Here is a 21,523-nt window from a genome sequence, read left to right on the forward strand (position 1 = left end):
ATATATTGACCCTCACCTTGGTTTATGGTTTAAATTATGAACCATATCAAGGAAAAGGGGTTACGTAATGAATAGTAGATCAAGAAAATTACGACAGGAAAGACTAAAAGATAGATTTGGAAAAAATCCTATAGAAAATGATGAAATTGTTACAGGAAGAAATCGGTTGGACAAAATCAAAATATATCATGATGAGAAATGTGAACAGCTTGGTAAAGCCAATATAGATGATGTTACATGGAATGATTTAGAAATGGATCAAGTCTTTTTAAGGATAAACAACACAAAGAGTTATATCGGCGAACAGATACTTTATCATTGTTTGCATAATATAGATATCCATAGAAATTGGAGCGAATTTGAAAATCAAATCCTTTATTATACGAATAATGAACAAGGAAGAATCCAAATCGAAGATAAGTTATCATTTATTGGTAAAAAAGAGGATAATTATTATTTGCCAACCTTATTAATGCACCCAGAGTATTGGAGAATTCAAAGCAGGCTGATAAGGAGAAATTCTTTGAGCTGAAGTAAGATATTTTCATGTAGCAAAATATTATGGAACAATTAATATAAACCCATGAAATCACTCACATCTGTGGGTGATTTTTTGTAACGGAGGTGTTTTTTTATTGCAAATCCTATTTTATATACGCTCATTTCATTGACAATTTGGTTTATATGGTATAGACTTACAACATAAAGTCGATCTTGAATAGACCAAGGAGGTTTATCGTGAATTATTATAAACTTGCAGAAACTGAAGAGAAATTTGCAGAATTAATCTGGCAGAATGAGCCGATTGGTTCTGGCGACCTTGTCAAGCTAAGTGTTAAAGAAATGAATTGGAAAAAGTCTACAACATATACAGTACTGAAAAAGTTATGCAAAAAAGGTGTTTTTCAAAATGAAAATGCTGTTGTTTCATCTCTAATTACAAGGGATGAATATTACGTAAATCAAAGTATACGTTTTGTTGAGGATACATTTGGCGGATCACTGCCAAAATTCCTAACAGCATTTATCAGTGGTAAAAAATTAAGTAAACATCAGGCTGAAGAGTTGAAAAGATTGATTGATGAGCACAAGGAAGTGTAATAATGAGTAAACTATTTTTTACTGTTTTAAATATGAGCCTTACGGCAAGTTATGTAATTATTTTTGTGGTACTTATTAGACTGGCAATTAAAAAAGCTCCAAAAGTCATATCCTATGCCTTATGGGGTGTGGTTGGTTTTCGTCTAATAATTCCATTCTCCGTTGAAAGCATGTTTAGTCTTATGCCACGGAATACAAATACTGTACCAATTCCACATGATATCATTTATCAGCAGAGTCCACAGGTTAATAGTGGGATAGAAGTAGTTGATTCTTCTGTGAGCAATTCATTTTCCGTGCCTACTGTTGGCGCAAGTGTAAATCCACTTCAGATTTATGTGGAAATAGGAGCGTACATTTGGATTTTAGGTATAATATCATTGCTTGTTTATAGCCTTGTATCTATTTTCAACTTAAAAAGACAGCTTAAAAATGCACAATTAATAGACAAGAATATTTTCGAAGCTAAGAATTTGAAAACACCTTTTGTACTTGGATTGGTAAGACCTAAGATATATTTACCAGTTGGGCTTAATGATACTGAGAGAAGATATATTTTGCTACATGAGCAGAACCATATTCATGGAAAAGACCATATCGTTAAGGTGATAGCATTCCTTATATTGTCCATACACTGGTTTAACCCTCTGGTGTGGATAGCATTTCTGTTAATGAGTAGGGATATGGAGTTTTCCTGCGACGAAAGAGTACTAAAACAGTTAAATAATGAAGATATTAAAAAACTTTATGCTAATTCATTATTGTCACTTGCAACTGAAAAGCATATTTTAAATGGGAGTCCCCTTGCTTTTGGTGAGGGGAACGTAAGAGGCAGGATTAAGAACGTTCTAAATTATAAAAAACCAAGGTTTTGGGTTTTTGCTGTTGTAATTATTGCGGTTGTAGCTATCAGTATTGGACTTGTAGCAAATCCTAAGCAGAGTGATACGATTCAACTAGAAGATACTGTAGCAGAAAGTCCTTCAGGCATACCAGAAGCAGTATATCATACGGAGTATAATAGAGTAAAAATTGAATTTCTCTCCGATATGATGGGTTTTAAGCCTGTAAACGAGTTTGAGACAACAGATTCCAAAATAGTTGAATTCATTGATTCAACGCTACGAATCAGTCTAACACCTACTAAAGAGAAGGATTTGAACAACAATCATACTAATCAGTATATGATAAAATTATCTAATAAAATTGGCGGAAATAGCTGCAAGCTTTACTATGATACACTGTATAATAAAGCCTATATTTTAAAAGATGGTGGTCTTTACGAAGCAGGGACAGATTTTGCACGCTATATTGATTCGTTCCTGGAGAACACAAACATAGTCGCCCATATTGATGATGTTGATGCTGTGGCTCTGTTTCAGAAATATGGATGGACGCTGGATTATCAGATTAGCGCTATGAATAACAAACTCAACAACATTAAAGCCTTATCGGGTTTTAATCCAAACTCATATTATTTTGCATATAACAATCAGCTTTCAAAGGACATTGGCCTGGATATGAGCGGATATTCAAATACCGCAGAAATTGACGTTAATATTTATAGAATTCATGAGAGCATGCCGCAGGAGTTTTATCCGATACAGGATTGCAGAGGTATTGTTGTGAAAAATAGTGGAAAAATAATCGGAGCCTTCATCAGTGCTGGGCGGCATAGCACTTTTAATGCTTGTAGTCTCAAAGGAAACAGTTTTGAAAAGGTAACAGGACTAACTCTTAATGAGTGGTTTTCGCAAATGATTAAAGCGGACAGTATGGAAGAAAGATTATCTAAATTAGATCCGGAGCAGGTTGTTGAGGAATATTTTATTTCGCTGGATAAGAAGGACGCTAAGACTGCTGAGTACTGTATTTTGAAAAAAACTCTGTTGGGAAATTTAACCTCAAATATGTTAAACAAAGAATTATTTAACGAGGGGATCGGATTACCTTTAACGGATGCGGGTATCGATGCCAAATCAAGCTTTGATAACCTGAGATCTGCAAAACTATTGAATGTCGAACTGATTGATGAACTAGATAAAAACACCAAAATTTTTAGAGTGACGGTTGACCTCAAATACAAAAAGGAGTTTACTATTAGTAGCGGAGAGCAATTTTGGGATTGTCGTATGGTTTATGAGACTCCTCAGACGGGATGGAAAATAGAGGGTTTTGGTCATTAGAGATTATATTTGAATATGTTCCCGTCTACCAGTGGTGTAAAAGTGCCATTGATATGTGTTCTCCGAATTAATGATTGGAAGACTGAAAAGCCTTGAAAAATAAGGAATCACCGTCAAATGTATCTAGCAAATCGATAGGTTGAAATGTACTATGTAGTATGTAGCAATTAAAAAATCCAGATGACACGCTTTAAGACTGTTATAATGATACCGTGTTGTGATGACAGTTAAAAAGATTAGTATAAAGTCATAAGATGAAAAGTATTTACTTACCTTGGAATTGTTTGAAAAGTAAAAAGAAATTATTTGAGTCCTATGAAGGTATATCATAAATTATAATTAAGAATAATAAGGGTAAAAAGCAAGTAGTAATCGGCGAGATACTAGAATAAATGCTTATCTTGCTTTTACATTATAATAATGGGGCTTTTGGAGCTACGAATTTTGCCGTATCCATAAACCTTGGACGGATCTCACCGTTTAATCTTCATTAGTTATGAAGTGATATTTGGTAAACAATATAAGAAAAGGGAGATTTAAAATGAATAAAAAAGCAATTACAAAAATTGAAGAATTGAAAGAATATCTTAAAAAAGTAGATTATCTGGGTAGTTCTATTTCGCTATTGCATTGGGATAGCGTTGTTAATATGCCAAAAGAGGCAATTGAATACAGGAGCCAAATGATTGGATACTTAACAGGTGAGAGCTATAAGCTTACTACGTCAGAAAAAATGAAAGAGTTTATTGATTATTTTAGTGGAATTGATGACTTAGATAATTTAACCAAAGCCATGATAGAAAATATTACGAAAGATTATAACTACGCAACAAAAATACCTGAAGCTGAATATGTTCAATATGAAATTGATAAAGCACTCTCGCAAAGTGCATGGGAGGAAGCTAAAAAGAAAAATGACTTCTCCATTTTTAAGCCACACCTTGCTAAAATCATCGATTATAATAAAAAGTTCTCTGAATACTGGGGTTTTACCGGCAACAAGTATGATGGTCTTTTAGATATTTATGAACCCGGAATGACAACAGAAAAGCTTGATATAGTATTTAGAGAATTGAGAGAATCACTCGTTAATTTACTTCAAAGAATTAAAAATTCAAATATTAAAACCGATGATACTTTTTTAATAGGAAATTACTCTGTTGAAAGCCAAAGAAAGCTAGGGGAAACCATTTTAGGATATATCGGTTATGACTACGAAAAAAGAGGAAGAATTGATGTATCTGAGCATCCATTTACGACGAACTTTGGGAATAAGGATGTCAGGATAACTACAAAATATGATACTTCGGATTTCAGACCTGCAATTTTCTCTATGATTCACGAAGGTGGTCATGGAATCTACGAGCAAAATATTCCGGATGAACTTGAGGGAACCTCTTTAGGTTCAGGAGCATCAATGGGTATGCACGAATCTCAATCACGGTTTTATGAAAATATTCTTGGAAAAAGCATGGAGTTTTGGAGTTATTTTTATCCGAAATTTCAACAAACCTATAAAGAACTTGAAGGGGTGGATATTATATCGTTTTATAAAGCAATCAACTACGTGGAACCATCTTTAATTAGGATTGATGCAGATGAATTAACTTACAGTCTTCATATAATCATTCGCTATGAAATTGAAAAGCTCCTGATAAACAGTGATATTAAACTTGATGACGTTCCGGGGCTTTGGAATGAAAAATATAAGGAGTATTTGGGTGTGGAACCGGAAAATTATGCTGACGGAGTATTACAAGACGTTCATTGGGCTGGCGGTGACTTTGGATATTTTCCAACTTATGCACTGGGAAACTTGTATGGGGCGCAAATTTTCAATAAACTGAAAAAAGACATTCCTGATTGGAATAAAAAAATCTACAGTGGTAATTTTGTGCCTATTACTAAATGGTTAAAGGAAAATGTTCATAAGTATGGTGCAACGTTAAAGCCTGCTGAATTAATAAAGAAAGTTACAGGCGAGGAATTGAGTGCAAAATACTTTATAGAGTATCTCAATGATAAATTTGGCAAGTTATATAGCATTTAAACACTTAAAACCCTGGTGTATTGTATTTGGCTTGTCAATATGTAATAATAATTTTTATAAAAAGTTGAGTTTAAACTTTTTATGTATTTACATGTAAAGTAAGTGCTTAAAAACTCAGACCTTGTTTTGGTTAATGTATATGTTTATAAAGGTTGCAGAACATGCAATTGATACACTTACTGTTCCAATTACAATTCTTGAAAAAACTAATAAGGATGAGTTTGCAGTCCAGATTTCAAAATATCTATATTATTTTATGATAACATGGTTTTATGTTTCTGATGAATAAGATTTTATTCAGGAGTTTATATAATTATTGATCAAAATCAGGAGTGTATTACTTGAAAAAGAGATGACAGTTAAAAACATTTTATACTCTTTGCCATTAATGGATTTATATAGGAACTGATTGAAGTGGCTAAGAAAAGTAAGCCATGTTGTGTTATTCAAATAAATATTTTATGAAAGTCGAGGAGCAAAATCCTTGGCTTTTATTATAAAAAAATTATAGGAGATTGGAATTTCAAGTAAGTCAGTATTAATGGAATATATATCATGCTACAGGAAATAATAGGTTGAGGAGGTGTTATATTATGGCAGCACGGAAATCAATGGTCACTTTTGGTATGGTAGCAATTCCCATTGATGCATCTAAATATAAAGATGAATATCAGAAGAGGCTTCGGGAGTTAATTGAGATAAAAATATCAGGTAAAGAGATTGTTTCTACAGAGCCTGACAGTTCCGCAAAAGTTATTGGTCTTATGGAAGCTTTGAAAGCCAGCATTGAGAAAGCGAAAAATGATAAGGAATCAGCATAAAGTATGGATATAAAACTTAAGGAGTATCAAGGAAAAAGAAATTTTGAAAATACATTGGAACCTAAAGGTACAGAAATTAACAACGAAGAATCTTTAAATTTTGTGGTACAACACCATATGGCTCGAAGAGATCATTATGACTTTCGCTTGGAATGGGCAGGCGTTCTTTTAAGCTGGGCAGTTCCCAAGGGGCCATCATATGATACAAGGGAAAAAAGGCTTGCTGTACATGTGGAAGACCACCCTTTAGATTATAGAAATTTTGAAGGGACAATTCCAAAGGGCCAATACGGTGGAGGCATTGTTATGCTTTGGGATGAGGGCTTCTGGGAGCCATATGGAAATGTTGAGGAGGGTCTTCGTAGAGGAGAACTCAAATTTACTTTGCAAGGAAGGCGAATGAAAGGGAAGTGGGCATTGATTCGTTTGAAGAGTAAACAGGGTGATATAAAGGATAATTGGTTGCTACTGAAAGAAAAAGATGAGTACGCCAATCTCACTGACGGAATTTCAGATTTTACCACAAGCATTAGAACAGGACGTACCATGGAGGAAATTGAACAGGGTGAAATAAAAAAATTCACCGCTAATCCTTTTGATAAAGTTGACGTACAGCTTGCTAAGTTAGTAAACAAAGTTCCCGAGGGGGACGATTGGATTTATGAAATGAAATATGATGGATATAGAATTGTAGCCTTTATAGAGAACAATCATGTACGATTGGTTACAAGAAATGGCAATGACTATCAGAGGCGATTTTATGATATTGCTTCAGCCTTAATAAATTGGGTTGGAGGCAGGTCAATGGTATTGGATGGCGAAATGGTAATTACGGATGAAACGGGGAAAACCGACTTTCAAGCTTTGCAGAATTATTTAAAAAATGCTAAGTCTGAAAAACTGACATATATTGTTTTTGATATACTTGCTTTAGATGGTAAAGATTTACGAAGTTATACCATTATACAAAGAAAAGAAATTCTTGAAACTTTAATGAAAGATGCTCCTCCGAATCTTTACTATAGTCGTTATATCAGGGGAATGGGGAAGGAAAGTTTCACCGCGGCTTGTGAGGCCGGTATGGAGGGAATTGTAGGTAAAAAAGTTAATTCTATCTACAGAGGAACCAGAAATGGCGATTGGATTAAACTGAAATGTGAAAAAAGGCAGGAGTTTGTTATCGGAGGATATATACTTTCTAATAAAAAATTAAGTGGTGTAAGCTCACTTTTACTTGGTATTTATGAAGGTGAAAGCCTTATTTATGCTGGACGTGCCGGTACGGGAATGAGTCAAAAGGATATGAAGGTGCTGGAAGAAGAATTCAGCCATTTAAAAAGAATGGATTCACCTTTTCAGTCGCCACCTAAGCCTAGAAAACAGGAAGAGATCACTTGGCTTGAACCCATGTTGGTAGCTGAAATTAAATTTGCAGAGTGGACAAAAGAAAATTTATTAAGGCAGGCAAGTTTTAAGGGATTGCGTACAGACAAAAATGCAAAAGAGGTAAAAAGGGAAAATTTAGAAAATGAAATTTTACATGAATTTTCTACAAACAAAGGAGAGGAGCCAATGGAGGGAAAGAAGAGCGTTATTATCGGAGGAACTAGGGTTTCAAATCCCGATAAAGTTTTATATGATGATCCTCTGATAACAAAAGCAGATGTTGTTCGGTATTACGAGAAAGTACTTCCTCGTATGCTTCCTTATGTAAGCCATAGAATTTTAACTACATTGCGTTGTCCCAAGGGAATTGCCCAAACATGTTTTTATAAGAAGCATCCAACATCAGAAAGTAAAGGAATTATCACTGTCCCCATTGCCAATGGAAAAGGTGAAGAGGAAGAGTACTTTTATGTTGAGAATGAATTCGGAATTTTATCCGAGGTTCAAATGGGAACTTTGGAATTTCATACATGGGGAAGCTCTGTGGATACTCTGGAAAAGCCCGACATGATGGTGTTCGATTTGGATCCTGATGAAGATATGGAATTGAGTAGGGTGCGCCAAGGGGTACAGGATGTTAAAGATATTCTAAATGAGCTTTCTTTAGAAGCATATCTTAAGACAAGTGGAGGCAAAGGCTATCATGTGGTTGTTCCTTTAAAGCCTGGGGCTAACTGGGATACCTTTCATGATTTTGCCAAGGGAGTTGCTGTAGTGATGGAACAAAAATGGCCTGATCGCTATACAAGTAATGTCAGAAAGGCTAATCGAAGAGGTAAGATATTTATTGACTGGATTCGAAACGGGAGAGGTGCTACTAGTGTTGCTCCTTATTCTTTAAGAGGGAGAAAAGGTGCAAAGGTATCAATGCCTATCCTTTGGGAGGAGCTGGATACGATAGCACCAGATGGTATTGATATGAAAGAGGCTCTTTTGAGGATTGACGGAAATGATCCTTGGAAGGATTACTTTAAGAACCAACAAATGCTGAAATAAAAAGTAAATAGCTTTTAATATTTAAAAAATCATAAACTCAATTTCTTGCAAAATGAATTGTATTGATGTTAATGATAGTTGATCTTATCATATGGGAATTAGGAATGCTGTTTTGAAATCAAATCATCCTATGCAGTATCATATTCCAGAGAATAAAAGTATACAATCCTATAAGGATGAATTAGAAGTAGAATCATTATTTACTTTCTCTTCGAATTTGAATTAACTTTAATGTATCTTGATATAAACAACCATTATCAACTAAATCTATCATAAGCCATCTTTGTCCGTTGCCCTCTTTTGTATTGTGAAAAATTTTCTGTATTTGATCTGATAGTTGTGGTAATAAATCGTTAACTCTTTCTTTTTCTTTAGTTCCTATAACAACTAATACAGTAAAATAGCCTTCTTTAGGATAAATAACACAAAGAGATTTTCCTGTTTTTCTTAATTTGATATTCCAGCCACGAGCCCACACATCTTTACTATACTCAATTTTACAGATAGCTTTATATTCATTATTTATAAAGTTATAAAATTGAGTAAAAATAGAATTATTTATATATTCACTTATTTCTTGAATATTTGGTTGATAATTAATATCTTTTAAATTTAACATCATACATACCTCTGTAAAATATAAATTTGCTCCTTGAGCATAAAAGTTGACACTACCATTTGAAAATATAGTAGTAAATAAAGAAAAGTTTACCATAGTAAAGTAAAGCTTTCAAGTTACCTATTATGAACAATGAGAAAATTTTGAGCAGAATATTACAACTGATAGGTACAAGGTTTTTCGTGGTCAGAAGTTGGTTGTGTTTGGGGAGTAGTTGTTGTTGCAATTGAAATCCTTATCTAAAAGTTGTAAAATAAATAAAATATAGCTTAATTTGTATAGAGATGAGGTATAGCATGGGAAAGATATTGGGCTCTTGGAGTGGTATGCGAAAATATTTGGAAAAGGAGATGCTGGCTTGCAGCTTACAAAGTCGAGTAAGATATAACTGCACCTCTTATGTTGGTATGGATGGCTGTCATATTTTTGAAATTTATATAGATAGTAAATTGATAAAGCAATTCTCTTGGGAAACAGTGAATACTTATTTCATTGAAAATGGATATACGAAATCTTGTGATCCTGTTGGCATTAGAGAATATTGGAGCGAATTTTGGTCGCTTATTGGTACTGTACCTATACAATCTCGTACAGAATATACCGATAATGAATTTTGTGAAGCACTTGAAAAATATCGCAATCAAAGTGTCCAAGAAAGCATAAAATCTGAAAATCCACTTGAAAAAATGTTTGCAGTGTTGGATAGACGACTTGGGAAAAGGACTCTTGTAGAAATAAAAAAAGTGATGGAACAACAACCAGAATGGCTTCAACTTTTCTATCAATTAAGGTTGAGTGCAGAAAATATATAAAAATCAAGACTAAATAAAATCTCAATTAACATAAAACTAATCTTCATTCGTGGAGGATGATTTTTGTGTTATTAAATTAAGAAAAGACTGATAATAATATATGAAAAATCAAGATGAAAAAAAGATTTTGAGGTAATTAATAACTTGTACGCATTTTGCAATGAAGGTAAAAAAACAAGAACGTAAGTTTAGAATTGAAACGAGGGTACATATGAATACTGATTTTGTAAATTTAACAACAGAAAACCTTGCGGGTGAGCATTTATGCTGCATTATCCGCAGTAGAAAGCCCCATCAAGGTATTGATGCAAAACGACAATGGCTTTCAGATCGACTAAATGAAGGTCATGTCTTTAGAAAGTTAAATGCAAAGGCTACGGTTTTTATTGAATATGCTCCTCTTGAAACAGCTTGGGTTCCCATAATTGGTGACAACTATTATTATGTGTATTGCTTATGGGTTTCAGGTAGTTATAAAGGAAAAGGGTATGGGAAATCGCTGATGGAGTATTGTTTGGCTGATGCCAAAGAAAAGGGTAAATCTGGCATTTGCATGCTGGGCGCAAAAAAACAAAAATCATGGCTTTCTGACCAATCATTTGCCAAGAGGTTCGGCTTTGAGGTTGTTGATACTACCGATAATGGATATGAATTGCTTGCACTCTCTTTGGACAAAACTACGCCAAAGTTTGCACAAAATGTTAAAAACCAAGGAATTGAAAGCAAAGAGCTAACAATTTATTATGACATGCAATGCCCCTATATTTATCAAAACATTGAGATGATAAAACAGCATTGTGAAATGAATGAAGTTCCTGTATCTTTAATTCAAGTGGATACACTACAAAAAGCAAAGGAATTACCTTGCGTTTTCAATAACTGGGGTGTGTTTTATAAAGGAAAGTTTGAAACAGTGAATTTGTTAGATGTGGCCTACTTAAAGAGAATACTCAAAAAATGACCGTTACATCTAAAGGGCTAATATAATGTTCATTGGTGAGGAGTCACCTTCTTGGACTAATGAGAACATAACAGGCTTACCTAACATTTTAAAATTAAATACGTTTATTTGTTAACGAAAGGAAATGTTACTGAATCTAAAAGAGGCTTTAAGAGTTCAATTATATTTTGAGTTATGTTTTGATTACCGTTAGCAAAAATATATTTTGTTGTTGTCATAACTAAAGATGCATAAATACAAGCAAGGTAGTCTGTAAGTTCTTGATCTGAAATATTGTGCTTAGATATATAAGATTTATATTTATTTTTTAGTAATAACTGCATATCATCATATAGATGCAGCGTATCGGTATTAATAGTCCATAAAGCGCAGTAAATATCTTTCTGTTCGAATGCTCTATCATAAATATTTTTTATGATAGATAAATTATCTCTATTTCCATCCATAAATCTTTCATCTAAAAAAGAGGAATAGTCATCAAGAATTTCATCATTAATCGTTTTAGCAAGATCAAATTTATCCGTATAATGTTTGTAAAAAGTAGAGCGATTTATCAATGCTTTATCTAATATATTTTGAATCGTTATTTGATTGAAATCTTTTTCATTTAATAATTGTATAAATGTGTTTTTTATATTGTTACGTGTTTTAATTACACGAAGATCTAATTTATGTTGCATGTTTTCACCTTCTTATATTTACTATATTTCTATATTACTAAATTTGGCTAGAAAAAGCAACGGTGTATATGATAAACTACATTGTATATTGTTATTTAAACTGTTTCATACATTCAGGGCAGATTCCACGTATTTGAACTTCAATATTTTCTATGTTAAAGAAAGAAGAATCAGGTAGATTGCTGATAACAAGATTGTTATTTTCAGGCTGAAAGTCCATAACTTTTCCACATTTACTACAAATCAAATGAGTATTATATACCGGAGAAGCTATTTCTATATGATTCAATTCGTATTTTTTGCTTCCATCATCTAATGTGACTGGTCGTATAAAGTTTAATTTGTGAAATAATTTTAAATTACGATATATTGTTGCAAACCCAATACCATAACCACTTGCTTTTAATTTATCATACAATTCATTTGGTGTGAAGTGATAATCTGGGTATTGTAAAAAAATTCTTATTAAATTTTTCCTCTCTTCTGTAATCTTAATATCATGACTTTTTAGTTTTAACAGATAAGGGCTCATGGTTTCTGACATTATCTCACCTCCGATAAAAATAGTATAGAAAAGTTAAATGAGAATGAAAACCATCAAGTATTCTTAACTTATATAAATAAGCAACGATTAACAAAAATATTGTTGCGTATCAAACGATTGATGAGTTTTTATTGATTGAAAAAGATAGAAAAAAAAATAAACTTGTAAATAGAGAATAATGAAAATGATTATTACGGAGGTAACTTAAATGACGTTAAATTTAGGAAAAATTAATCGAACCTATAAAATTCAACAATCAAATCTTCCACGGAATATAGAAAAGCGATTAGAAGCATTGGGTATGACATTGGGAAGCACGGTAGATATTTTAAATAGTAAGAATAAAGGAACTTTGATTATAAAAGTTCGAGGAACACGCTTTGCAATTGGAAAAGGAATTTCTAAAAAAATAAGCGTTAAGGAGATGAAAGAATGAAGAGAGATTTAACAGTTGGATTTATTGGAAATCCAAATTGCGGAAAAACTACGCTCTTTAATGCTTTCACAGGAGCTAACTTAAAAGTAGCTAATTGGCCGGGAGTTACAGTTGAAAAAGTAGAAGGAGCTATGAAGTATCATGACAGCGAATATAATTTAGTTGATTTACCTGGTACATATAGTTTGACTTCTTATACGATGGAAGAGCAGGTATCAAGAAAGTACATATTAAGCGATGAATTGGATGTTATTGTAGATGTTGCAGACGCATCCGCCTTGGAACGAAATTTATATCTTACATTGCAATTATTAGAATTGGGGAAGCCGGTAGTGCTTGCATTAAACATGATGGATATCGTGGAAAAAAGAGGAATGGAAATTGATCTTCACAGACTTCCTGAAATGCTTGGAATTCCCGTTATCCCCGTATCAGCTCGTAAAAGAACAGGGCTAGATATTTTAATACATGCAGTAGCGCATCACAAAGAAGCAAAGATACCTGATAAATTAATACATCATCATACGAGTGATTTTCCCAAGTAGCATCAGAAATATACTATGGTATACAGCGATGAAATAGAAGAAAAGATTGATCGTATTATAAAAGAATTAAAAGTTAGTTATCCTGATATTCAAAATTATAGATGGCATGCAATAAAGCTATTGGAAGAAGATAAGGAAATTACAGAAAAATATCCTATTTCAAAGATAGAATTGATTGACCGTAGTTATGAGTCTGATATTATTAACCAAAAATACGATTTTATAACTGAAGTAATGCAGGAAGTTGTAGTGAATAAAGCAAAAAAAGAGGCTTCTACAGATCAAATTGATAAAATATTGACTAGTAAATGGTTAGGACTTCCTGCTTTTCTTGCTATCATGGCATTTGTTTTCTTTCTGACTTTTACCGTGGGAGATTGGTTAAAAGGATATATGGGAATTTTGATTAAATGGCTTGCTATAATTTTATCAGATGGGCTTAATTTTCTTCATGCGGGAGATATGTTTACTTCTCTTATGATTGACGGTATTCTTGCAGGGGTAGGAGGTATTCTAACGTTTCTTCCCAATATATTTATTTTATTTCTTGCATTAGCTTTTCTTGAGGATAGCGGATATATGGCAAGGGTTGCTTATGTGATGGATGGAATTATGGGTAAGTTAGGCTTATCCGGCAGAGCATTTATCCCTATGATTTTAGGTTTTGGCTGTTCTGTTCCGGCAATCATGGCATCAAGAGCACTTGAAAACAGACGTGATCGTTATAAAGTTATGCTGATTACTCCATTCATGTCCTGCAGTGCCAAGCTACCGATTTATATTTTGCTTTCAGGAATGTTCTTTAAAAATCATGCAATGATAGCTGCTTACTCCATGTATTTGATTGGACTTGTGATAGCTATTTTTGTAGCTTATATCATTTCGCGAATTGATAAGAAAAAGCAGCAGGAAATTATGTTGCTAATTGAATTGCCGGAATATAAAGCACCTAGTTCCAGAACAATTTGGATATATGTTTGGGAAAAAGTAAAAGATTATCTGACGAAAGCCGGAACAACTATTTTTGTAGCTTCTATCTTCATGTGGTTTTTACTTAACTTTGGGACAGAGGGATACTCTGCAAATATGGCTAATAGTTATGGCGCCATTATCGGAAAATGGATCACTCCTATCTTTATTCCCATTGGATTAGGATATTGGCAGGTTGCGTTATCATTAATTGCAGGCATTTCCGCAAAAGAAGTAGTGGTTTCAAGCTTTGCTGTCCTATTTGGAGTTTCAAATGTCACTTCATCGGCAGGGATGAATACACTGGTTGGACAACTGGGATCTTTAGGATTTGGACAACTTAATGCGTACTGTATGATGCTGTTTTGCCTTTTGTATATACCATGTGTTGCAACTTTAGCTACTATTAAAAAAGAGACTGGCAGTTGGAAGTGGACAGGCTTTACAGCATTATTTCAATTATGTGTTGCATGGGTAATTACCTTTGGGGTATATCAAATAGGTATATTGTTTTAGCACTATTTGATAGTGTACTAACACAGAAAGGAACTTTTTAATGATTGCTAATATTATAATTAGTATGTTGATTACTATTTATTTTGCTTGGGTTATTTGGGAGAAAAGAAAAGATACTAAACAAGGAAAAGTTTGTTGTAATAAGTGTTCTGATTGTCCTATAAGGAAATATTTTGAGAAATAATAGTTGTTTAAAATGGATGATTAGCTTAAGGATGTGATGAATATGGAATTACATAAATCTGGTGAAGATTACCTAAAAATAATTTATAAATTAAAAGTTAAAAAGGGCAATGTTCGGGCGGTAGATATTTCTTTAGAATTAGGAGTAACAAAACCTAGTGTCAGTCGAGCTGTAAAAGTTTTAAAACAAATGAAGTATATTTACACTAATAATAACGATATATTATTAACTTCATCTGGAGAAAAAATAGCAAAGCAAATTTATGAGCGTTATCAGCTGATAAGTAAAGTGCTAGAAAATGATTTTAAAATTAGTTCAGAGATTTCTAAGCATGATGCTTGTTTGCTAGAACATGATATTAGTGATGAAACTTATAGAAAAATTCGGGATCATATTCTACTCTTTCATCGTTAAGGCAGGAAAAATAAATAAAAATTGGAGCGTACTTTTGTTCCGCAAAAATGCTGACACACAAAATAGCTGAGTAAATACCTGCCAGAGAAAAGCAATGATAATTTTCAAGCAGTTTCAAGTAATTTAATACTGGTTACAAAAAAGTTGTTTTCTTTGTTTAACGAAGAAGACAACTTTTTTTATATATGAAAGTGAATAGTATTGGTTTTTATATAAAATGTAATTTCTAAAAATTAAAAAGAAATAATTGCTTTTTAAAATTTATCTGATAAAATATAAACATAAATAAAAAATTAATTTCGGAAAGGCACAAAACTGTATGAAAAGATTAGATAATGTGGTTGGGATCGTAAGTGGTTCGCCGCAATTTAGGATTAAAGAAGTGTTTGATAATAAAGCGCCACTTTACACCTATTATGGACAACCAGATATTGAAGAGGATTTGGTTGGTATTCATTCTAATGTTAGTGGCAGTAAACAAGTGCGAACGTTTGACAAGGTGAATACGCTATGTCAGGGTGATGTTGTTTTTAGCTTGATATCAGGAAAATCGACTATAGTTGGTGCAAATCATCAGGGGTGTCTATATACGCAAAACTACATTAAGTTAGTAACGAATGAAAAGGTTGATTCAAAATATCTTGTTTACCTACTGAATGAAGATAAATCTATTAAGAAACAATTTCAAATGGGATTGCAGGGTTCTCAAGTTCTAAAATACACTCTGAAGCAAGTGAAGGAACTTGAATTACCGGATTTACCAACAATAGAAAAACAGCGGATTATTGGCGAAGTTTATTTCAACCAGTTGCGACTGGAAGCATTAAAAAATAGAACGGCAAATTCAGAAACTACCATAATATTAGAAAAGCTTAGGGGGGCTAGCAATAAATGAACGAAAAGCAATTTGAAACAGAATTAATTCAATATATTACCAGTGGCACTATTACAAAACCAGATTTTCTTAAAGAAATTGGTGATTTTGTTGCCAAAGAATCAAAGGCTGATTATATAGTAAAGACTAAACTGTGGAAATATGAATCAAAGATTAAAACAACACAACAACTCTGGGATAACTTCAAGGCTATCTTGGAACAACACAATCAAAACACGCTAAACCATCCTTTAAGTGTTGTGGAATTTAATCAAGTGAAGAAAATCATTACTGACATTAAAACCCCTTACGAAGCGGGGCAGTTCTTGTATGGCTTAAATGGTGTGTCGCAAATAGAGATTGATTTAGACGATGGACGTCATGTATTCCTTACTGTTTTTGATCAAAAACAAATAGGGGCTGGGAATACAGTCTATCAAGTGGTCAATCAAATTAAACGACCGGCAGTAATCGCAGGGAAAAAAGATCGCTGTTTCGACACGACTCTTTTGATTAACGGTTTGCCAATCATTCAAATTGAAGAAAAGCGTGACACCCGGGATATCAATGAAGCTCTAAATCAAATGTGTCAATATGCAGATGAAAATCAGTATCGTGATATTTTCTCGACTTTGCAGATTTTGGTGGCAATCACACCAAACAACGTGAAGTATATGGCAAATACCACGCCGGATAAATTTAATAAGGATTTTGCTTTTAACTGGCAACGCAAGAGTGACAATACCATCGTGCGCAGCTGGAAGGAATTTGCGGATTCAGTACTTTCCATTCCAATGGCTCATCAAATGGCTACCAACTATATGATTTTGGACGGAACAAAGAATAAACAAATGCTGAAAGTGATGCGTCCTTATCAAGTGTATGCGACACAAAACGTTATGGAGAGTTTGAAACGTGCTGATTTTGAATTTGGTATAAATAAGATTGGTTATATCTGGCACACAACTGGATCTGGTAAAACCATTACAAGTTTCAAAACGGCATGGCTTGCAAGCAGAATGCCTAAAGTGGACAAGGTTGTCTTTGTTGTGGACAGGATTGCATTAACCAAGCAAACCAATGAAAATTACAAAGCCTATGATCCTGATGCGGCAGAAGATGCATTTGGCAGCGTTCAAAATACATACAATACGACGGATTTGAGCCGTAAGCTTAAAAGTAAAGACAATAGCATTATTGTGACTTCCGTTCAAAAACTAGATACTTTGGTGAAGCGTAAAACTTTTAAAGCACCAGACAAGAATATTGTGTTTATCGTGGATGAGGCACACCGTTCAACAGGGGGAGACTCATTCAAGAATATCCAAAAAGCCTTTAAGAAATCTGCATGGGTTGCTTATACAGGAACACCCATGTTTGATGAAACGACTACTGGGCTTAGAACAGAAGATATTTTTGGTCCGCTATTACACGCTTACACCATTCGTGAAGCGATAGCTGATCGTAATGTTTTAGGTTTTAAGGTGGATTTTGAAACGACGATTGACGAAAAACAAATGAAAGAAGAATATCTTCCTGCGTTTTACCATGAATGCCATCCAAAATGGACTGAAGAACAAATTCAGAAGAAAATCAGCAATCTTTCTCTAGAAGATATGGATGATGCTATTGAGCCAAGTTTCTACGATGAAAATCTAGATCATATCAAACTAGTAGTAGAAGATATTTTCAAAAATTGGCGTAACCGTTCTAATGAAGGCAAGTATAATGCTTTGTTTACAACTCATGTGGGCGGTGGCAAAGCAAGTACTCCAATGGCGATGATGTATTTTAAGGAGTTTCAACGTGTCAACGAAGAAAAAAAGAAGAGTGGCGGACAGACTTTAAAAGTTGCCGTTACTTTCAGTGAAAATTCATCAAATAATGATAGTATGCTTACCACAAATCAAGGTTTATACGATGCCATGAAAGCATATAATGCTGAATTTGGCACATCTTTCGGGATGGATGATGTTTCAGGTTATACGCAAGACGTGACGTCACGCTTAAATAAATCTGCTGTAGATGGTAATTTCCTTGATTTAGTTATCGTAGTGGATCAATTATTAACGGGATTTGATGCGCCTGAACTGAATGCACTTTATGTGGATAGAACCTTGAAAGGTGCTGGGTTAATTCAAGCTTATTCACGAACGAACCGCATTGAGGATATGCAAGAGAAGCCGTGGGGACGTGTGATAAATTACCGATGGCCTGCACAAAATGAGAAGTTGATGAATAAAGCGCTTGCTATTTATGCAAATAAAGACTCAGCCATTTTATCAGAAGATGAACAACGTGAGTCTAATCAAAAAGACGGTGTCATTGCGAAACCATTTGAAGATGTGTTTAGTGAAGTAAAACAAGTTGTTGGAAAATTAAGCACATTAACAACAGAATTTCAACAACTACCACCATCTGAGAAACAAAAGGACTATATGCTTGAGTTGCTTCGTGAATATAACCGAGGAATGGCAAAATTAAAGCAATATGATCCCGATGAAGTGGACGGAGAAAAAGTTGGATTTAACTATGATGATCCAGATGAGTTGGTAGAAAAGCTAGGGATGAGTTCAGAACAAGAAGTGATGTTGACAACCGTTTTAACCAATGAACTAAAATCTCATATTGCGAAAGAGAAGAAAATTCCTCTTTATCAAATCGAACTGCGGATGACACACGTAAAAGATGTTAAAATAGACTATGATTACCTTACTGAACTGGTAGAGCAGTTATTAAACCAAGTTCACGAACGTAAAGAGAAAGAAGCAAAAGAGACCCAAGTGAAAATCAATCAATTTGCCAATGGGTTGGAGGATCGTAACTATGCAGCTAAGATTATAAATGCGGCTGTGGCAATCATCAAAGGTCACTTCCCGCCTGCAGGTTCTGACTTCAAGTATCCTGCCAAGCTAAGCAGCAGTGAACAAATTATCCAGCAGGCCAATAATGTCAGCCTTGATCGAATGTTTCTTGATTTCCGAGTAAAGTGGGGAATCACGGATATCATCACAAGTGCTGGTATGCGGGAGATGTTTAGTCGCCATCGCTACGGCTTGCAGGATTTAGATGACACCGGTCAAATTCGTGACATCATCGCACAAGCAAGTTCTGACTATAAGACACTTGCTCATAATGAAGAAATACAGTCATTGTCTAAAATTAAATACCGGAACGGTTTGCGTGAAGCAATTTACGAATTAGCGGATGAATTGGCGGAAAGTTAAACGAATATAGCAAAATAGAATTATTTTGGAATTATATAGGAGAAAGAGATGAATGAAATACAATTTTTAATGTATGACGTCGATGAAAAAGTGGAAGTTTTGGTGCAAGATGAAACGATTTGGGCAACTCAAAAGACCATTGCACAACTTTTCGATGTTGGAGTTCCGGCAATTAGTAAACACTTGAAAAATATCTTTCAATCTGGAGAATTGGATGAAAAAGTGGTTGTTTCCATTTTGGAAAATACCACTCAACATGGTGCAATGGAAGGGAAAACACAGACCAACTCTGTAAAATATTACAACTTAGATGCGATTATTTCAATTGGCTATCGTGTGAATTCTCAAAAAGCGACGAAGTTTCGTATATGGGCAACTGATGTCTTAAAAGAATACATTCAAAAAGGTTTTAAAATCGATGTTGAACGTATGAAACAAGGTGAGAATGTTTTTGGTAAGGATTACTTCCGTGAGTTGATTGAAACCGTTCGCTCCATTAGAGCAAGTGAGCGACGTATATGGCAACAAATAACAGATGTCTTTGCGGAAATTTCATACGATTATGATAAAAATTCAGATATTACCAAGAAGTTTTATGCGACAGTTCAAAACAAGTTTCATTATGCGATTACAGGCAAAACTGCTGCTGAAATTGTTTATAACAGTGCTGATAAAGACAAAGATCATATGGGACTTACTTCTTGGAAGAATTCACCCGATGGGCGTATTTTACAATCTGATGTAGTGGTTGCAAAGAACTATTTATCAGAAAAACAAATTCGCAGTTTGGAGCGTAACGTATCCGCTTACTTTGACTATGTAGAGCGTTTGTTGGAAGATGAAACTTTATTGGGAATGCAAGACTTTTCAAACAGTATTGATGAATTCTTAAAATTTAACCGCTATGAAATCTTGGAAGGACATGGGCATATTTTGCATCGTTCAGCTGAGAAAAAGGCAATTGATGAATATAAAGAATTTAACAAGCATCAAAGAATAGTTTCTGATTTTGATAAAGAAATTAAGCAAATACAAGGAGAGCATAAATGAGCGAAAAGAAAGAAAATGTGCCTAAAATAAGGTTTCCCGGATTCACTGATGTTTGGGAGCAGCATAAGTTGGAAGACGTTGTTTATGTCCGAAGTGGAAAAGACTATAAACATCTTTCAGAAGGCACAATTCCTGTTTACGGAACAGGCGGATATATGTTGAGTGTGAATGAAGCATTATCTTATGATGAAGATGCCATTGGTATTGGAAGAAAAGGAACTATAGATAGGCCTTATATCCTGAAAGCACCTTTTTGGACAGTAGATACCTTGTTTTATGCAACCCCGAGGAGAAATAATGATTTGAATTTTGTGTTTGACATTTTTCAAAGAATCGACTGGAAGAAAAAAGATGAGTCAACCGGAGTTCCAAGTTTATCAAAAACGGTTATAAACGATATTGATATTTCAATAACAAAAGGTAAAGAACAGAAACTTATTGGTAGTTTTTTTGCCAACTTAGACCAACTCATCACCCTTCATCAGCGTAAGTTAAATAACACACAAAAATTGAAGTCTGGACTGCTTCAAAAAATGTTTCCGAGAGATAGCGAAAATTTTCCAGAAATTCGTTTCCCGGGATTTACTGACGCTTGGGAATCGCGTAAGTTGGTGGATATTTTAGATGTTTGTAGTGGTCGTGATTATAAACATCTTCAAGAAGGAACTATTCCAGTATATGGGACAGGTGGATATATGCTAAGTGTAGATGATGCACTTTCATATGATAAAGATGCAGTTGGTATTGGAAGAAAAGGTACGATTGATAAACCATATATTTTAAGAGCTCCATTTTGGACAGTAGATACGCTGTTTTATGCAATTCCAAGAAATAATTTTGATTTGAATTTTACTTATAATATTTTTCAAAAAATAGATTGGAAGAAGAAGGATGAATCTACAGGTGTTCCAAGTTTATCTAAAACAACAATAAATGATGTTGATGTTCTTGTCCCTGAATTCGAAGAACAATTAAAAATTGGAAAACTTTTTTCCAATTTTGACAACCTCATCACCCTTCATCAGCGTAAGATTGAACACTTGCAGGAACAGAAGAAAGCATTACTACAACAAATGTTTGTCTAAGGAGGAA

20 protein-coding genes are annotated in these 21,523 nt (G+C 34.0%); 17 read left to right on the forward strand and 3 right to left on the reverse strand.

Annotated features, from left to right (window positions below):
- Positions 1 to 67: 67 nt before the first annotated feature.
- The 6 genes from K292_RS0101885 (at position 68) to ligD (ending at position 8,600) form a co-directional block, all read left to right on the forward strand.
- Positions 68 to 532, forward strand: coding sequence for a hypothetical protein (locus tag K292_RS0101885; protein ID WP_027398418.1), 465 nt, complete (start codon positions 68 to 70; stop codon positions 530 to 532).
- 206 nt (positions 533 to 738) lie between these two features.
- Positions 739 to 1,101, forward strand: a complete 363-nt coding sequence (locus K292_RS0101890; protein WP_027398419.1) for a BlaI/MecI/CopY family transcriptional regulator — start codon at positions 739 to 741, stop codon at positions 1,099 to 1,101.
- Between the two features lie 2 nt (positions 1,102 to 1,103).
- Entirely contained in the window at positions 1,104 to 3,287 is a 2,184-nt protein-coding gene (locus tag K292_RS0101895; RefSeq protein WP_027398420.1) for a M56 family metallopeptidase, read from the forward strand.
- 541 nt (positions 3,288 to 3,828) lie between these two features.
- Positions 3,829 to 5,337 carry a carboxypeptidase M32 gene (locus tag K292_RS0101900; protein WP_027398421.1) on the forward strand — a complete coding sequence of 503 codons (1,509 nt, stop codon included), beginning with the start codon at positions 3,829 to 3,831 and terminating at the stop codon, positions 5,335 to 5,337.
- A 593-nt stretch (positions 5,338 to 5,930) separates the two neighbouring features.
- Positions 5,931 to 6,158, forward strand: a complete 228-nt coding sequence (locus K292_RS0101910) for a Ku family protein (protein ID WP_027398422.1) — start codon at positions 5,931 to 5,933, stop codon at positions 6,156 to 6,158.
- Positions 6,159 to 6,161: 3 nt separating this feature from the next.
- Entirely contained in the window at positions 6,162 to 8,600 is a 2,439-nt protein-coding gene (ligD, locus tag K292_RS0101915; protein ID WP_027398423.1) for a DNA ligase D, read from the forward strand.
- A 196-nt stretch (positions 8,601 to 8,796) separates the two neighbouring features.
- On the opposite strand, the gene K292_RS0101920 is transcribed toward ligD, so the two are convergent.
- Positions 8,797 to 9,222, reverse strand: coding sequence for a DUF3788 domain-containing protein (locus K292_RS0101920; protein ID WP_245570815.1), 426 nt, complete (start codon positions 9,220 to 9,222; stop codon positions 8,797 to 8,799).
- Between the two features lie 293 nt (positions 9,223 to 9,515).
- Between K292_RS0101920 and K292_RS0101925 the strand changes: the two genes are divergently transcribed.
- The gene (locus tag K292_RS0101925) at positions 9,516 to 10,031 is read left to right on the forward strand and encodes an SF0329 family protein (RefSeq protein ID WP_027398425.1); all 516 of its coding nucleotides are present in this window, start codon (positions 9,516 to 9,518) and stop codon (positions 10,029 to 10,031) included.
- A gap of 211 nt (positions 10,032 to 10,242) precedes the next feature.
- Entirely contained in the window at positions 10,243 to 10,992 is a 750-nt protein-coding gene (locus K292_RS0101930; RefSeq protein ID WP_027398426.1) for a GNAT family N-acetyltransferase, read from the forward strand.
- A gap of 104 nt (positions 10,993 to 11,096) precedes the next feature.
- On the opposite strand, the gene K292_RS0101935 is transcribed toward K292_RS0101930, so the two are convergent.
- Positions 11,097 to 11,672 carry a TetR/AcrR family transcriptional regulator gene (locus tag K292_RS0101935; protein WP_027398427.1) on the reverse strand — a complete coding sequence of 192 codons (576 nt, stop codon included), beginning with the start codon at positions 11,670 to 11,672 and terminating at the stop codon, positions 11,097 to 11,099.
- Between the two features lie 91 nt (positions 11,673 to 11,763).
- Positions 11,764 to 12,216, reverse strand: a complete 453-nt coding sequence (locus K292_RS0101940) for a Fur family transcriptional regulator (protein WP_027398428.1) — start codon at positions 12,214 to 12,216, stop codon at positions 11,764 to 11,766.
- A 208-nt stretch (positions 12,217 to 12,424) separates the two neighbouring features.
- Between K292_RS0101940 and K292_RS0101945 the strand changes: the two genes are divergently transcribed.
- The 9 genes from K292_RS0101945 to K292_RS0101980 all read left to right on the forward strand — a co-directional run bounded on the left by K292_RS0101945 (position 12,425) and on the right by K292_RS0101980 (position 21,516).
- On the forward strand, positions 12,425 to 12,652 hold the full coding sequence (locus K292_RS0101945) for a FeoA family protein (RefSeq protein WP_027398429.1): 228 nt from the start codon (positions 12,425 to 12,427) through the stop codon (positions 12,650 to 12,652).
- Entirely contained in the window at positions 12,649 to 13,197 is a 549-nt protein-coding gene (locus K292_RS19390) for a FeoB small GTPase domain-containing protein (RefSeq protein WP_330364881.1), read from the forward strand. The genes K292_RS0101945 and K292_RS19390 overlap by 4 nt, the downstream gene beginning before the upstream one ends.
- Positions 13,198 to 13,212: 15 nt before the next feature.
- Positions 13,213 to 14,682, forward strand: a complete 1,470-nt coding sequence (gene feoB / locus K292_RS15580; protein WP_330364882.1) for a ferrous iron transport protein B — start codon at positions 13,213 to 13,215, stop codon at positions 14,680 to 14,682.
- A gap of 40 nt (positions 14,683 to 14,722) precedes the next feature.
- Positions 14,723 to 14,866: a FeoB-associated Cys-rich membrane protein gene (locus K292_RS19495; protein WP_084145864.1), complete on the forward strand. Its 144-nt coding sequence runs from the start codon at positions 14,723 to 14,725 to the stop codon at positions 14,864 to 14,866.
- Positions 14,867 to 14,908: 42 nt separating this feature from the next.
- The gene (locus K292_RS0101960) at positions 14,909 to 15,280 is read left to right on the forward strand and encodes a metal-dependent transcriptional regulator (RefSeq protein ID WP_027398430.1); all 372 of its coding nucleotides are present in this window, start codon (positions 14,909 to 14,911) and stop codon (positions 15,278 to 15,280) included.
- A gap of 319 nt (positions 15,281 to 15,599) precedes the next feature.
- On the forward strand, positions 15,600 to 16,175 hold the full coding sequence (locus tag K292_RS0101965; RefSeq protein ID WP_027398431.1) for a restriction endonuclease subunit S: 576 nt from the start codon (positions 15,600 to 15,602) through the stop codon (positions 16,173 to 16,175).
- Positions 16,172 to 19,381, forward strand: coding sequence for a type I restriction endonuclease subunit R (locus K292_RS0101970; RefSeq protein WP_027398432.1), 3,210 nt, complete (start codon positions 16,172 to 16,174; stop codon positions 19,379 to 19,381). The genes K292_RS0101965 and K292_RS0101970 overlap by 4 nt, the downstream gene beginning before the upstream one ends.
- A gap of 48 nt (positions 19,382 to 19,429) precedes the next feature.
- Entirely contained in the window at positions 19,430 to 20,431 is a 1,002-nt protein-coding gene (gene rhuM, locus K292_RS0101975) for a RhuM family protein (protein ID WP_027398433.1), read from the forward strand.
- Positions 20,428 to 21,516, forward strand: coding sequence for a restriction endonuclease subunit S (locus tag K292_RS0101980; protein ID WP_027398434.1), 1,089 nt, complete (start codon positions 20,428 to 20,430; stop codon positions 21,514 to 21,516). Before rhuM ends, K292_RS0101980 begins: the two co-directional genes overlap by 4 nt.
- The last annotated feature ends 7 nt before the right edge of the window (positions 21,517 to 21,523 follow it).

Source organism: Anaerovorax odorimutans DSM 5092 (genome assembly GCF_000426305.1).
In the GTDB taxonomy this organism is placed as follows: domain Bacteria; phylum Bacillota; class Clostridia; order Peptostreptococcales; family Anaerovoracaceae; genus Anaerovorax; species Anaerovorax odorimutans.

Coding starts and splice junctions, on each gene's coding strand:
- K292_RS0101930 (WP_027398426.1), top strand. CDS start 10,243: ATGAATACTGATTTTGTAAATTTAACAACAGAAAACCTTGCGGGTGAG.
- rhuM (WP_027398433.1), top strand. CDS start 19,430: ATGAATGAAATACAATTTTTAATGTATGACGTCGATGAAAAAGTGGAA.
- K292_RS0101970 (WP_027398432.1), top strand. CDS start 16,172: ATGAACGAAAAGCAATTTGAAACAGAATTAATTCAATATATTACCAGT.
- K292_RS0101920 (WP_245570815.1), bottom strand. CDS start 9,222: ATGATGTTAAATTTAAAAGATATTAATTATCAACCAAATATTCAAGAA.
- K292_RS19495 (WP_084145864.1), top strand. CDS start 14,723: ATGATTGCTAATATTATAATTAGTATGTTGATTACTATTTATTTTGCT.
- K292_RS19390 (WP_330364881.1), top strand. CDS start 12,649: ATGAAGAGAGATTTAACAGTTGGATTTATTGGAAATCCAAATTGCGGA.
- K292_RS0101960 (WP_027398430.1), top strand. CDS start 14,909: ATGGAATTACATAAATCTGGTGAAGATTACCTAAAAATAATTTATAAA.
- K292_RS0101925 (WP_027398425.1), top strand. CDS start 9,516: ATGGGAAAGATATTGGGCTCTTGGAGTGGTATGCGAAAATATTTGGAA.
- K292_RS0101940 (WP_027398428.1), bottom strand. CDS start 12,216: ATGTCAGAAACCATGAGCCCTTATCTGTTAAAACTAAAAAGTCATGAT.
- K292_RS0101980 (WP_027398434.1), top strand. CDS start 20,428: ATGAGCGAAAAGAAAGAAAATGTGCCTAAAATAAGGTTTCCCGGATTC.
- K292_RS0101945 (WP_027398429.1), top strand. CDS start 12,425: ATGACGTTAAATTTAGGAAAAATTAATCGAACCTATAAAATTCAACAA.
- K292_RS0101910 (WP_027398422.1), top strand. CDS start 5,931: ATGGCAGCACGGAAATCAATGGTCACTTTTGGTATGGTAGCAATTCCC.
- K292_RS0101935 (WP_027398427.1), bottom strand. CDS start 11,672: ATGCAACATAAATTAGATCTTCGTGTAATTAAAACACGTAACAATATA.
- K292_RS0101885 (WP_027398418.1), top strand. CDS start 68: ATGAATAGTAGATCAAGAAAATTACGACAGGAAAGACTAAAAGATAGA.
- feoB (WP_330364882.1), top strand. CDS start 13,213: ATGGTATACAGCGATGAAATAGAAGAAAAGATTGATCGTATTATAAAA.
- K292_RS0101895 (WP_027398420.1), top strand. CDS start 1,104: ATGAGTAAACTATTTTTTACTGTTTTAAATATGAGCCTTACGGCAAGT.
- ligD (WP_027398423.1), top strand. CDS start 6,162: ATGGATATAAAACTTAAGGAGTATCAAGGAAAAAGAAATTTTGAAAAT.
- K292_RS0101965 (WP_027398431.1), top strand. CDS start 15,600: ATGAAAAGATTAGATAATGTGGTTGGGATCGTAAGTGGTTCGCCGCAA.
- K292_RS0101900 (WP_027398421.1), top strand. CDS start 3,829: ATGAATAAAAAAGCAATTACAAAAATTGAAGAATTGAAAGAATATCTT.